General features: G+C 34.4%; 13 protein-coding genes. 7 read left to right on the top strand and 6 right to left on the bottom strand.

The window, feature by feature from the left end:
- Nucleotides 1-204: 204 nt before the first annotated feature.
- A complete protein-coding gene (sigZ, locus tag C9I86_RS00570) occupies nucleotides 205-744 on the bottom strand; it encodes an RNA polymerase sigma factor SigZ (RefSeq protein WP_107275439.1) in 540 nt (179 codons plus the stop codon).
- 212 nt (nucleotides 745-956) lie between these two features.
- Here sigZ and C9I86_RS00565 point away from each other — a divergent pair, with 212 nt between their 5' ends.
- The gene (locus tag C9I86_RS00565) at nucleotides 957-1,844 is read left to right on the top strand and encodes a DMT family transporter (protein ID WP_080156894.1); all 888 of its coding nucleotides are present in this window, start codon (nucleotides 957-959) and stop codon (nucleotides 1,842-1,844) included.
- 142 nt (nucleotides 1,845-1,986) lie between these two features.
- Here the strand turns inward: C9I86_RS00565 and nfsA are convergent, their stop codons facing one another.
- Nucleotides 1,987-2,709, bottom strand: coding sequence for an oxygen-insensitive NADPH nitroreductase (gene nfsA / locus C9I86_RS00560; protein ID WP_107275337.1), 723 nt, complete (start codon nucleotides 2,707-2,709; stop codon nucleotides 1,987-1,989).
- Nucleotides 2,710-3,131: 422 nt separating this feature from the next.
- Between nfsA and C9I86_RS00555 the strand changes: the two genes are divergently transcribed.
- From C9I86_RS00555 to C9I86_RS00540, 4 genes are all read left to right on the top strand, one after another.
- On the top strand, nucleotides 3,132-4,613 hold the full coding sequence (locus C9I86_RS00555; RefSeq protein ID WP_107275336.1) for a SulP family inorganic anion transporter: 1,482 nt from the start codon (nucleotides 3,132-3,134) through the stop codon (nucleotides 4,611-4,613).
- Between the two features lie 145 nt (nucleotides 4,614-4,758).
- A complete protein-coding gene (locus tag C9I86_RS00550) occupies nucleotides 4,759-5,142 on the top strand; it encodes a VOC family protein (RefSeq protein WP_107275335.1) in 384 nt (127 codons plus the stop codon).
- 149 nt (nucleotides 5,143-5,291) lie between these two features.
- Nucleotides 5,292-5,726, top strand: a complete 435-nt coding sequence (locus C9I86_RS00545; protein ID WP_080156898.1) for a carboxymuconolactone decarboxylase family protein — start codon at nucleotides 5,292-5,294, stop codon at nucleotides 5,724-5,726.
- A 103-nt stretch (nucleotides 5,727-5,829) separates the two neighbouring features.
- The gene (locus C9I86_RS00540) at nucleotides 5,830-6,720 is read left to right on the top strand and encodes a LysR family transcriptional regulator (RefSeq protein ID WP_107275334.1); all 891 of its coding nucleotides are present in this window, start codon (nucleotides 5,830-5,832) and stop codon (nucleotides 6,718-6,720) included.
- 7 nt (nucleotides 6,721-6,727) lie between these two features.
- On the opposite strand, the gene C9I86_RS00535 is transcribed toward C9I86_RS00540, so the two are convergent.
- From C9I86_RS00535 to C9I86_RS20120, 3 genes are all read right to left on the bottom strand, one after another.
- A complete protein-coding gene (locus C9I86_RS00535) occupies nucleotides 6,728-7,177 on the bottom strand; it encodes a PACE efflux transporter (RefSeq protein ID WP_107275333.1) in 450 nt (149 codons plus the stop codon).
- Nucleotides 7,178-7,433: 256 nt separating this feature from the next.
- Nucleotides 7,434-7,625 (bottom strand): hypothetical protein, encoded by a 192-nt coding sequence (locus tag C9I86_RS00530; RefSeq protein WP_080156901.1) that lies wholly within the window; start codon nucleotides 7,623-7,625, stop codon nucleotides 7,434-7,436.
- Nucleotides 7,615-7,764, bottom strand: a complete 150-nt coding sequence (locus C9I86_RS20120) for a hypothetical protein (RefSeq protein ID WP_162841597.1) — start codon at nucleotides 7,762-7,764, stop codon at nucleotides 7,615-7,617. Before C9I86_RS20120 ends, C9I86_RS00530 begins: the two co-directional genes overlap by 11 nt.
- A 1,329-nt stretch (nucleotides 7,765-9,093) precedes the next feature.
- On the opposite strand from C9I86_RS20120, the gene C9I86_RS00525 reads away from it, so the two are divergent.
- The gene (locus tag C9I86_RS00525; RefSeq protein ID WP_107275332.1) at nucleotides 9,094-9,426 is read left to right on the top strand and encodes a hypothetical protein; all 333 of its coding nucleotides are present in this window, start codon (nucleotides 9,094-9,096) and stop codon (nucleotides 9,424-9,426) included.
- Here the strand turns inward: C9I86_RS00525 and C9I86_RS00520 are convergent.
- Nucleotides 9,423-9,668: a WYL domain-containing protein gene (locus C9I86_RS00520; RefSeq protein ID WP_241956822.1), complete on the bottom strand. Its 246-nt coding sequence runs from the start codon at nucleotides 9,666-9,668 to the stop codon at nucleotides 9,423-9,425. The genes C9I86_RS00525 and C9I86_RS00520 overlap by 4 nt on opposite strands.
- 300 nt (nucleotides 9,669-9,968) lie before the next feature.
- Here C9I86_RS00520 and C9I86_RS00515 point away from each other — a divergent pair, with 300 nt between their 5' ends.
- On the top strand, nucleotides 9,969-11,702 hold the full coding sequence (locus tag C9I86_RS00515) for an ATP-dependent endonuclease (RefSeq protein WP_107275331.1): 1,734 nt from the start codon (nucleotides 9,969-9,971) through the stop codon (nucleotides 11,700-11,702).
- Nucleotides 11,703-12,150: the final 448 nt, after the last annotated feature.

The raw sequence follows: 12,150 nt of genomic DNA, 5'->3' as shown, positions 1-12,150 counted from the left end.
GCATTAATGAAGACCTGTTTTTTGGCAACGTGATGTGGATGATTCCTTTAACTGTCTTTTTATTCTGTTTAGTTATCATTTGCAGTTCATTTCACAAAAAGTATTAACTCTCATAAGACGAACAAACATAAAAAAAGACGCAAAAAATAGACAAAAAATTTCACAATTAAAAAATATTATTTAAAATCGAATATAAACAGACAGTTAACAGCAACCATTGACGCTTGGGTTTATTCTTGGCTGATAAATAATTTGACCATTATGATTAAATTCAAAATCACAACATGCCACTAATTGTTCACGAAATTTAACGCGAGCTCGCTGAATTCGACTTTTAGCACCAGAGAGTGATAAGCCTAATTGATTAGCGACTTCTTGTTGAGGCATACCTTTCAGTTCAGCTAAACGTAACGGCTCTGCATATTTCTTTGGTAATGAATCAATTAATGGATATAAGCACAATGCTAATTGTTCATGTTGATCTGATACCAAATCATCATTGGCGACTAAATCTTCTGGTAACTCAAGAAAGTGTTGATGCTCACGATAATGATCAATCATGCGATTTTGGGCAATTCGATAAATCCAGCTTTTAAATTTATCAGCGGAAGTCAGTTGGTGTAGATTATTACTTGCTTTGATATAGACATCTTGAACAATATCATCCGCTAAATCAGCATCACCGAGTTGCTTTGCTACATAACGTCGCAGCTGATCTTGATGTAATAACCATTGTTCTAACATAACCCTGACCTCAATATTCATTGCTTATAATTCCATATTACTAGAATAATGGACAATATAGTGACGCATAGTAACAGCTTAACAAAAAAGCACAACGTCGCCATTTAACAAAAACACCATGGTTTGCTAAAAGTCATGGCGTATTTGAAATAGACTCTTTATTGTTGTGCTTGTTTCTTATCGCGATAACTTACGACACAGAAGAAAATGTCATGCCAATCAAAAACCAAAATATGCTCGGGGCGGTGTTAATTCTCATTGCGACGTTTTCCTTAACACTGAAAGACAGTGCAGATAAATATCTTATTCAACACGATTACCACCCTATTCAAATGGTTTTTTTTCGATTTGCGATCCCTTTTTTATGCATGGCTATTTTTATGCCCAAACAAACCAAGGTCGCTATTTTCGCCACCAATGGTAAGTTGATATTACGCGCCTTATTATTCTTAGTGTGTGCAGTCACATCGGTCATTGCGTTAAAATATATTCCGTTAGAAATGTATATCATCATTGTGCAGATGGGCAGTATTGCTTATATGCTTGGTGGCACTTTGTTTTTTAAAGAAACCCTGACACCAATAAAAATTATCGCTACATTATTAGGCTTTGTGGGCGTAATTATTGTTATAAACCCAACCAATATCGATGGTCTGCAATGGGTTTATTTATTACCTTTACTGATTGCTGTTGCTAATTCAGGTTATAATCTTATTACCAAAACTATTGATTCAAGCATCTCATTATTATCGGTGTTAATTAATTCATTCTTTATTTTAGGCTCAATATCTACGCTGCTTTTAATTGCTCAACCTCAAATGTGGATAACGCCATCCTTAACGGCACTACCTTATTTTATAACCATTCCTATTGTTACCATCATATCGCAACTGTGTTTAATTAAAGCCATGAACATCGCAGAAGCATCACATATAGCGCCATTCTTTTACTTTCAAATTATATTTTCTTGTATTTTTGGATACTGGATGTTTGATGAATTACCCACTTTTTATACCATTACTGGTGGGCTTTTTATTGTTGCAGCAGGGTTACTTATTACCTATTCTAATTATTTTCCTACAAATAAAAACAAGCAATAATAAACATGGCTTTAAAAATAAAACAGGTTTGGTGATATTCAATCATGATCAAAATGGCTTTTTCTAATAAGCCACCTGATCATAATCATTAATACTATGCGTTTGAATTTACGCCATCATCCATCATATTACTTGTACCGTATTACTTTTCCATTAGCCCTTTATTATGAAAATACTCCGCAATAAATGGACGTGATTCTTTCGATAACGTTGCCGTTACTGCACTTGACCAATCTTGTTGTTTATTATGAGTCGAACGCTGCTGATAATATTCAATCATCTGTTGGTCATATTCAGCCAACAGCGGTTTATTTAATGGTTGATATTCATTTTCATGCAAAATCATATCCATCGGTAAGCGTGGTTTTGATTGTGGATCTTGCGCAGGCACACCTAAGCACATACCAAATAATACCGCGCTATATGGCGGTAAATTCAATAAAGCATCAACCTCATGGGGATTATTACGCAATCCTCCAATGTAAACCCCACCTAACCCCATTGATTCTGCGGCTAATAAACAGTTTTGCGCCATAATGCCGCTATCAATCGCACCAATTAAAGCAAGCTCGGTGTACTCAGGTTTTATTCCAGCGCTAATAGAATAGTGACGTTGATAATCAATACAAAACACTAAAAACTCAGCCGCTTGTTTTACATAACCCTGATCACCTGCAAGATGTGCCAATGCAGTGCGTTTCTCAGGATCAGTAATGCGAATAATCGATGTCGCTTGGATCATACTTGAACTAGAAGCCGCAATACCTGCCGCAATAATCGTCTTTAATTGTTCGGCAGAAATAGCATCATTCGTAAATTGACGAATAGAGCGATGACCAAGCATAGTTTGAATAGTGGTATTCATTGATAGAGATCCATCCGAGTAGATATAAACCAATAGCGAAGAGCAACAGTACTTTGCTAACCCATCACTACAATAATTGTTATTCGACAAAACTAATAACAACATACTAAATAAGCAAGCGAAAAAAACGAATACAATCATTTCGTTTAGACTACTAACTATTTTGTTATCTATTTATTTATATGTTAGCATCACCCACTTCTAAATCGCACAGTATGATTTCATCATCATACTCCCAAATAAAAGTAGTTAAACTTGAAGATTACGCCGCCTTAACCTCTCTCTAATGAGCGCCTGCTCATTATTCTAAATGCAGCTCTCTTGCTGTCACTCTGCTATGCCTGCCATAGCTAAAACTTCCTGATCCTAAATGTTTGCGGATTTCATCCGTGGCTTTTACACGTCTAAAATATAGAGATAACATGTTAGATTACATAAAAAACAACTGGTTATATAATATAAAGAAAGATCTCCTTGCCGGAATTGTGGTTGCCCTAGCCCTTATACCAGAAGCTATTGCGTTTTCCATTATTGCGGGCGTTGATCCTAAAATTGGTTTATACGCCTCTTTTTCGATGACCGTTATCATTGCTGTTGTCGGAGCAAGATCAGGCATGATCTCAGCGGCAACTGGGGCAATGGCATTATTAATGATCACCCTTGTAAAAGAACACGGGCTGCAATACTTAATGGCCGTTACTATCCTTACGGGTGTAATACAAATAATAGCCGGGTATTTAAAGCTTGGTAATTTAATGCGCTTTGTGTCTAAACCTGTTATTACTGGATTTGTTAACGCGTTAGCAATACTTATTTTTATGGCTCAACTTCCAGAATTAACACATACAACTTGGTCTGTTTATCTATTAACAGCCAGTGGATTAGCCATTATTTACCTATTTCCGCTTATTCCTCTCATTGGAAAACTTATTCCTTCACCGCTAGTCTGTATTATCACGTTAACTATTGGTGCAGTATTGCTGAAATTGGATGTACGCACAGTTGGTGATATGGGTCAATTACCCGATACGCTACCTATCTTTTTATTGCCCGATGTTCCCCTTACATTCCATACTTTACAGATAATATTTCCTTATTCTTTAGCACTTGCTGCTGTTGGATTACTCGAATCGATGATGACAACAACCATTATTGATGACTTAACTTCAACTACAAGTAACAAAAACCAAGAGTGTAAAGGGCAAGGCATCGCCAATATTGGTACGGGTTTACTGGGTGGAATGGCAGGCTGTGCCATGATCGGTCAATCGATGATCAATATTCAATCAGGAGGAAGAAGCCGTTTATCAACCTTGTTTGCAGGTATTGCCTTATTAATAATGATTTTATTTTTAAGTGATATTCTAAAGCTTATTCCAATGGCCGCTCTAGTCGCAGTGATGATAATGGTATCCATTAGTACATTTTCATGGGATTCAATTAAAAATATCAAACATCACCCGTTATCAAGCAACATTGTTATGTTAGCAACGGTTATCGTCGTTGTGACAACCCATAATCTAGCGATTGGCGTCTTCATTGGCGTATTACTATCATCCGTATTCTTTGCACATCAAGTTAGCCAATGCGTTGTCGTAAAATCAACGCTGGAAAATGAGCAAATTTACAATGTTTATGGGCAAATATTCTTTGCTTCTGCGGATCACTTTTCATCTTTCTTTGATGTTAATAACGTCGCTAAGCATGTCAAAATTGATTTATCGTTAGCGCATTTTTGGGATCTCACTGCCATAACAGCATTAGATAAAATCATCCTTAAATTAAGATCACAAGGTGCAACCACTGAACTTATAGGCATGAATGAAGCAACCGCCAAAATAATTAATCAATTCGCGGTTCATGATGATCCAGAGTTAAATCAAAAACTGTTAGCCAGCCACTAATAAAAGCTATTTAAAAGATTAGCTTTTAGTCTTCGCTTATTCTAATAATATAACCGTAAACAGATTGCCAACCGTGATACCTTACTCGTTGAAAGGTATATAAGGTTGGCTTTCTTATTACAATATTAAGGACAGGAGTAACGTTATGAATATTAGCCATCTTGACCATTTAGTTCTCACCGTGAAAGACATTAATATTAGTGCTGATTTCTACCAGACAGTTTTAGGCATGGAACGGATAACTTTTGCCAATGGCCGATTTGGATTACGTTTTGGTAACCAAAAAATAAACCTCCATCAATATGGCGCTGAATTTGAACCCAAAGCGCAAATAGTGCACATGGGTAGTGCTGACTTATGTTTTATTACCAATACTGATTTGGCTCAAGCGCAGCAACATATTGAGCAATGTGGTGTCACCATTATTGAAGGCCCCGTTGAACGCACAGGCGCAATGGGTAAAATTATGTCGATATATTTTCGTGATCCTGATGGTAATTTAATAGAGATCGCCAATTACCGAGCTTAAAGCTATATTTCATCAGAATCACCCTACTATTCAGCTGTATCTTTGCGTTTTATGCAAAACTGTTACGCTTATATATCGATTACATCATTTAAAAATAATTAATATACTCTTTCCAACAAATCATAAACAACAAAAATAAAGGTATTATTATGAATAAGCGTATTGATATTGCAAAAGTTCAACCAAAAGCATTAAGCGCAATGTTAACGATTGAAAATTACTTAGCTGAAACTGAACTATCAAATCAATTAAAAGAAATTATTAAAATTCGCTCATCAATGATCAATAAATGTGCTTATTGTATTCAGATGCACACTACAGCTGCATTAGAATTAGGCATCGATCAACAAAAACTATTCGCCATTTCTGCATGGTCAGAATCACCATTATTTGATAATACTGAAAGAGCACTATTAAAATTAACAGATGAGATGACATTAATTTCAAATAATGCTGTTACTGATGAAACCTATGCTGAATGCTTTAGTTTATTAGGCGAAGTAAAATTAGCAGAAGCAATGATGCAAATCATCATGATTAACTCATGGAATCGCTTTGCACTAGCAACTAAAATGAAACACTAATTATAATACTTACCCTCAATGTTTAGTTTAAATATTGGGGGTTTTTGTTTACAATTTTTAAGTGCTATATGGTAAATTATACTTAATAACAAAGGATATTATTATGTTAGATTTACTAGGGGTATTTGAGCAAGTTGTTGTTTCTGGAAGCTTTTCACAAGCAGCAAAAGCGTTAAATATGGCTCCATCATCAGTAACACGAAACATTGATAAACTTGAAAACAAGATCAAAACCACCCTGTTTAAACGTAGTACTCGTCAATTAATATTAACTGAAGATGGTCAATATTTTTATCAACAGTCGATTAAAATACTTGAACAATCTCGAAATCTATTATCAGAAATGCAAGGGAATAATAATACACCAGAAGGTTCTTTACGTATTTCAGTATTTGAAACTTTTGGTAATATTTATCTGACGCATTTAATTCCTGATTTTTTAAAACGCTATCCTAAAATAAAAATAGAATTAGAGTTAAATAATAATCTGGTTGATTTAAACAGTGATAATATCGATATTGCAATTCGTATTGGTACGCCTATTGATAGTAATCTTAAAGCTCGACACCTTCTTACCAACACCACCTCTTTAGTTGCGACCCCTGAATATATTAAAAATAATCCTCAAATAAAAACCCCACAAGATCTAAAAGATCATAATTGTTTAATTATCAGCCATGAACGTCAACGCACTAATTGGTATTTTAATTCAAATAAGATACTAACTAAAATATCAGTAACCGGTAATTTAGCATCAAAAGGTGGTTCGCCATTATTAAATGCGGCATTACAACATCTGGGGGTATTATTATTATCTGATTGGATGGTTAAACCCTATATTGAAAGCAAACAATTAGAAGTCTTGCTGCCAAAGTGGACAGTAACACATAACGAAAACACCAGTGGTGAAATCTATGCCGTTTACAAAAGCGCCCAATATCTAAAACCGCAGATCAGAGCGTTTCTTGATTATTTAGCTGAACAATTACAATAACCAACCACTACTCATGACCTGTGGTTGCTGCGATCATTTGGTTGTTTGTCTGAAATAATAAATCGAACAATAACGTAAATATAAAGGTATAAATTAAGAAGAACACTAAGATCGCCATTTCCATACTGATGGCTTTCACCAAGCTAACGTCATACCACCACATATACAATGGAATGGTAAATAAGAATAACCCAAGCTCAAAAAATATGGAGTGGGTTAATCGAACAGCGAGGGTTCTTTTTTTAATATGCAGTTTAGTTTCAATCAATTCAAAACAAGAGTTAAAAGCATAATTCCAAATCAAGGCTATCGTTGACACCATAAAGGCAACTGGCAGTGAATTGGACGATTCACCATGGTTGAGCATCGCTAATAAGAAAGTACTTAATATGATCGCAAGTATTTCAAAAGAAATAGCGTAAACAAGCTTACGGGTACGAGGTGCAAGAACAATCATTAAACATGCCTTATGCTTAAAAGTCCGGTCCGCCCCGAAATTATTCTAGCGCTGTAAGCTACGGTTTCTGCTTAGGTATTAAGTTTAATTCGATGATATAAAAAAGCAACCATATAATCCCAATACATCGATCTAACTCCCCCGCATTGGTTGGCATAAACAGATCAATCAACAAACTATCGCGCACGTTCCTTATATTAAGGAACGACGGATTTAACGCGAGGATTTTATCACTAGCACAAAATTAAATATTACGTTATACCGCGGTTATTTTTCTGCGTACTAATATTTGCTCAAATAATCCTAATTGCTTTTCTGATAGCTGACCATAATTGGTAACTGTTTGATTAAGATTACTTAAATAATCTCGTTCCCAATGAGTCAAACTGTCAGAATGTAATAGCAATACCGTGTTAATTTTATTCATTAACGCAAGATTATTCGTCATTCTCCCATTCCTTATCCCAGGCTTGCTGTGCTTTAATATTTTCAATACGTTCACGAACACTCATTGTTCGTTTATTCACGGCTAATGGCTTTTTTTTCTTTGGCTTAGTATTAGCTTCTTTAGCTGTAGGCTTTGTCATGGTTTACCTTATTGATTTTGAATATACAAATCTGGCTTATGCTGACAGATAACTAAGTCTTTGAAATTAAAAACAACATAATTGAAATGCGTTAAGTTTTAGCAAAGGACATTCACAATGAAATATAAATCCACATTGCGCCGTTGCATAAATTAGAACAACAATAATAAAGAATATTTACCTATATGTTCTATTAAACGTTCAGATTTTAAGAAATTTGCGCCATTATAACACATTTTTTATACAATTGCTGGGGTGATATTTTTACCAAAAAACCAAGATAATACTCAAAAAAACTATCACCTCTAATATATTACTCCTATTGATAGACATTACTATAAACATCATAAAAATAAGTTTTTTGTTTGCATAAATATCATTGATTTTTTAGGTAGTAAGCGCATATTAAACTCAAGTGATATTACATCAATATCACTGTTTAATCTGTCGTTGGCCAAGCTGACCAACCTCAAAAAATAGAGGTTAGTGTTATGAGTAAGTCGCTAGATACTAAGAAAGGTAATAAAAAACCATCTTTAACGACAAAAGAGAAAAAAGCTAAAAAGTTAGCTAAAATCTCTAAAAAAATAGCAGCTAACAACTAATGTTAGGCTGTCATTAGCAAAGCTTCTAATACATCACAGTGATTAGAAGCTTTGATATTGATATCTCGCAAACTATTATCAAACCTTCTGTTCTATCTGCCCTTCACGCTAAAACGTCATATCCTTCGCTGTAATATATTATTTAATTGAAATCTGTTAATTTCACTTCAACGTCAGAACCTGTTTATATAAGCTCTAATATAAAAGCATCACCTCAAAGAACGATACTTATATTCAATAACGGATGATTCTTTCTATTTAAGTATAAAATCACAATTTAATAATATACGGATAATCATCTATAACTTTAATTACATCACTCAATTTATTGATCATCGTAAAATAAAAAGTGTAATGCAGGTTATTATCCGTCATCTCGGAAGGGAGGCACGAGCTATCCGTGATCTATTTATCACGCGCTTGAGCATTAAAGACACCAATGAAGATGGTTATTGTGTGGTGATTACACTAATTTAGAAAAGTTACTAACACGGAAATGCCCCATTATTGGTTAGATCAAATACTCTTTCATATCGTATTGACGTGATTTTTGATTAGTTTTTTTATGCTTTTAACTTTGTAGCTTACGTAAAACTTTTGCTATAAGTGCAACAATACATCACTGTTACCGTAGTTTCATATCCTCACCCTGAGTATAATTACTTAGCTTTTTAGCCATATCTCGGTATTGCTACACATTTCGATATTTAATAAGGAATATCATATGAGTAGAGATTTAATTCAAGCTGTAATTAATTTAGTACCTGAGTTAGCTGATTTTGGAATTGGTATTTATGTTAATGGACATGGGTTAGACCAAATGCAGAAAAAAGCTGAGTTCGGTAAAAATCAGTTGGAGTTATTGGATAGTACCGAGTCTTTCAAAAAAACAGCCGTTTGGTTAAAGCAAGTGGAAAAAATTAAAAGTTTTAACTTACGCCGGACTAGCTATGGGTTAAAAAGCTTAGCTGAAAAAGATATTGGTTACATTACAAATGGAGTATTTATTGCGCCGTTATGTATTTCGGACGCGCATTGTGCGCCCGAAATATCTTAAACTTCAACAGACCATCGAGGTGTAAAGCTGTTTTGAGTTTCTTCGACAGAGATAATGTTAGAAACTGCAAAGTTTCTTATTCCACCTTTCTGGATATCAAAGCAAAAGAACTTCTCTTCACCTTTAGTTATTCTATAGCTATATGGTTCAGCTTCTCGGGTTTCAGCTGTACCGTCTTTTTCACGTGCAGTGATAATTATTGTGTGTAAGTTCTTACCTGCATTACCTATGATCTGTTTCACAATTGATTCCTTATTATAGTGCGGCTTTATTACCACTATATTAATATGGGTAAAGGGACGGCATTTCAATTGACCACTGTTAGTAAATTAGTTTTTTGCAATTAAAATCACCAAAGTATGTAACTATCTTATTTGTTTATTACATGCTAGTGCATATAACAAATGACTTAACAGTGACTCGGTGCACAATACGATTTTTCTCGGCTTACAAATGTGTTTGCTGTACCTAGTGCGTGTCTAGTGGGTACGTTGTTAGCTACATAATTAGATGTTATGAACTAATTAAATAAAGTGAGTTTTATGAAGATTAAAAACATTAGTATTGATGGTTTTAGAAGTTTTGTTGGGTTCAATTTAACATTTGATGATCGCTTAACGGTTATTGTTGGAGAAAACGATGCTGGCAAAACGTCATTGATTGATTGTTTAAGAGTCATTACTCAAAATCAAAAAGTTGAATTAGATGATTTCAATTTTGATATGGATAATATTTCCATCAAAATTGAAATAGAAAACTTCGTTTTCACAAAAACGTTTACAAAAGATGCTTTAATTGTCACTGAAGGTGTAATGAGTTCATCTCCGTCTGAGGGTTATATTAACGAATTAAAAAATATATTCGTAGATGAATATGATGCTGAAGATCAAGGTAATATAAATGAGATAAAAAGAGTCGCTAAAGAACTCGGCTTGGTTGTTAGAGCTAATTCTGCTCCTAGAACTCTTAAAGATAGAATTATTGAGGTGTTGAATCAAGATGGAGTTATTGAAATAGTTGGAGCCAAATTTCCAGCATTTAACAACATTCAATTAAATGGGAACCAATTTGAAAATGTACCTTCATTCTTTAAAGAGGTATTCTTAAAAGAAAAGCAAACAAGCATATGGTCTGAGAAGATTGATGAAGACCTCACTATCGAAGAATTTGTACAAAATAAAATAGATACATATTCAGAGGAAATAACTAATAAAATAAGAGATGATGGGGTTTTAACAAAGCTAAGAATGTTTCTGGGCGAAGGGGCTGATATAAAAATCACTCCACTTTACCAATCTAAAGATTTAAATATTGATGCTAAAGTCCAATTTTTAGAAAATGGAAAAGAAATAAATATTAGCAAAAAAGGTTATGGTACAAAACGTCGCATATCGATGGCATTGCTAGAATATAAGAAAGAGCAAAGTATCCTTGAAGGAGATGCATCAACAATATACTTACTTGATGAACCTGATACACATTTACATGTAAAGGCACAGGTTGAGCTGTTAGATACAATTCAAGGTTTTTCTGATTCTGGTAATCAAGTAATTCTAACAACTCACTCCCCATTTGTTATCAACCAGATACAGCCAAAAAATATAAGATTAATTGAAAATAAAAATAATATCAGTAAAGTTAAGTTTCTTAGGGATGAGCCAGAAAAATCTAATCGGATATTGAGATCCCTAGGTGTTGAGAATACATATTTATTTTTCTCTAGACATTTGGTTATTGTTGAAGGTGAGACTGAAGATGGCTTCTTACCAGAGTATTTCATTAATCAATTTGATAAGCCTATTGGTTCAAATTTGGTTAAAATAATAAATACTAAGGGAATCACAAATATTCCAGGTTTTTGTAAGGCAATTTTGGAAATACATGACCCAGAAAAAATATATCTTTTGTTTGATAATGATGCTACAGATGAACTCAACGAGGTTATAGAAGAATTAAATGTACCAAATGAAAGACGTTTTATAGTTGGTAACAAAGAGTTTGAAGATGCCTTTAGTGACAATGTACTTTTTGAATCATGGCGACAGTATTTAGAAAACTCCAACAAAGATATACCCGAAGGCTGGACTGAAGCTGCCATCGCAGATCTGAGGGCAACTTGCGAAGAAACCGGTGCTAAATTCTCTAAAGAAATTAGAAAACTTAATGCTGGTGGTAAGAAAATGACTAAGCCAATTTTTGGTAAAGCTATTGCACAAAGAGCACTCCCAGAAGAACTTCCGGGGCCTTTATCTCAACTAATTGACATTCTGAAGTAACACGCAGATAACAAATAAGGATATGTGTCGCGCAGCCGACACCTATCTGAAGTGTTGGACAAGCCCAAGCCACCTTATATAAGTCAATATTGGAAATATAATGAAGGGTGATGCCAAAAAGAAGTCGATCATTACCCTTAATTTTCCTAATACCTGCTAGCCGAAATAGAGCAAATAATCTAACCCATTTCTGTCCACAAACTAGTTACAACAAAAATAAAAACAATTAGCTCTACAACATGCTAATAGTAGATTCCCTATCTCGTTCGTAACCTCACTGTAGGGAATGACGCGGGAGAGGTTCAGTGGTTAAGTAACGCTTGGATCACATAGCACTTGAATCACACATGGCGCTTAGATTAAATGACGCTTGTAATACGCTTACAGGTCTAAATATGTGAGTAGTTTGGTAGTTTGGTAGTTTGGTAGTTTGGTAGTTTGGTAGTTT

This window comes from Photobacterium sp. NCIMB 13483 (assembly GCF_003025475.1).
Lineage (GTDB): Bacteria > Pseudomonadota > Gammaproteobacteria > Enterobacterales > Vibrionaceae > Photobacterium > Photobacterium piscicola.
Note: the sequence above shows the minus strand (reverse complement) of the source record. Positions and strands in the feature narration are given on the sequence as shown.

Coding starts and splice junctions, on each gene's coding strand:
- sigZ (WP_107275439.1), bottom strand. CDS start 744: ATGTTAGAACAATGGTTATTACATCAAGATCAGCTGCGACGTTATGTA.
- C9I86_RS00565 (WP_080156894.1), top strand. CDS start 957: ATGCCAATCAAAAACCAAAATATGCTCGGGGCGGTGTTAATTCTCATT.
- nfsA (WP_107275337.1), bottom strand. CDS start 2,709: ATGAATACCACTATTCAAACTATGCTTGGTCATCGCTCTATTCGTCAA.
- C9I86_RS00555 (WP_107275336.1), top strand. CDS start 3,132: ATGTTAGATTACATAAAAAACAACTGGTTATATAATATAAAGAAAGAT.
- C9I86_RS00550 (WP_107275335.1), top strand. CDS start 4,759: ATGAATATTAGCCATCTTGACCATTTAGTTCTCACCGTGAAAGACATT.
- C9I86_RS00545 (WP_080156898.1), top strand. CDS start 5,292: ATGAATAAGCGTATTGATATTGCAAAAGTTCAACCAAAAGCATTAAGC.
- C9I86_RS00540 (WP_107275334.1), top strand. CDS start 5,830: ATGTTAGATTTACTAGGGGTATTTGAGCAAGTTGTTGTTTCTGGAAGC.
- C9I86_RS00535 (WP_107275333.1), bottom strand. CDS start 7,177: ATGATTGTTCTTGCACCTCGTACCCGTAAGCTTGTTTACGCTATTTCT.
- C9I86_RS00530 (WP_080156901.1), bottom strand. CDS start 7,625: ATGACGAATAATCTTGCGTTAATGAATAAAATTAACACGGTATTGCTA.
- C9I86_RS20120 (WP_162841597.1), bottom strand. CDS start 7,764: ATGACAAAGCCTACAGCTAAAGAAGCTAATACTAAGCCAAAGAAAAAA.
- C9I86_RS00525 (WP_107275332.1), top strand. CDS start 9,094: ATGAGTAGAGATTTAATTCAAGCTGTAATTAATTTAGTACCTGAGTTA.
- C9I86_RS00515 (WP_107275331.1), top strand. CDS start 9,969: ATGAAGATTAAAAACATTAGTATTGATGGTTTTAGAAGTTTTGTTGGG.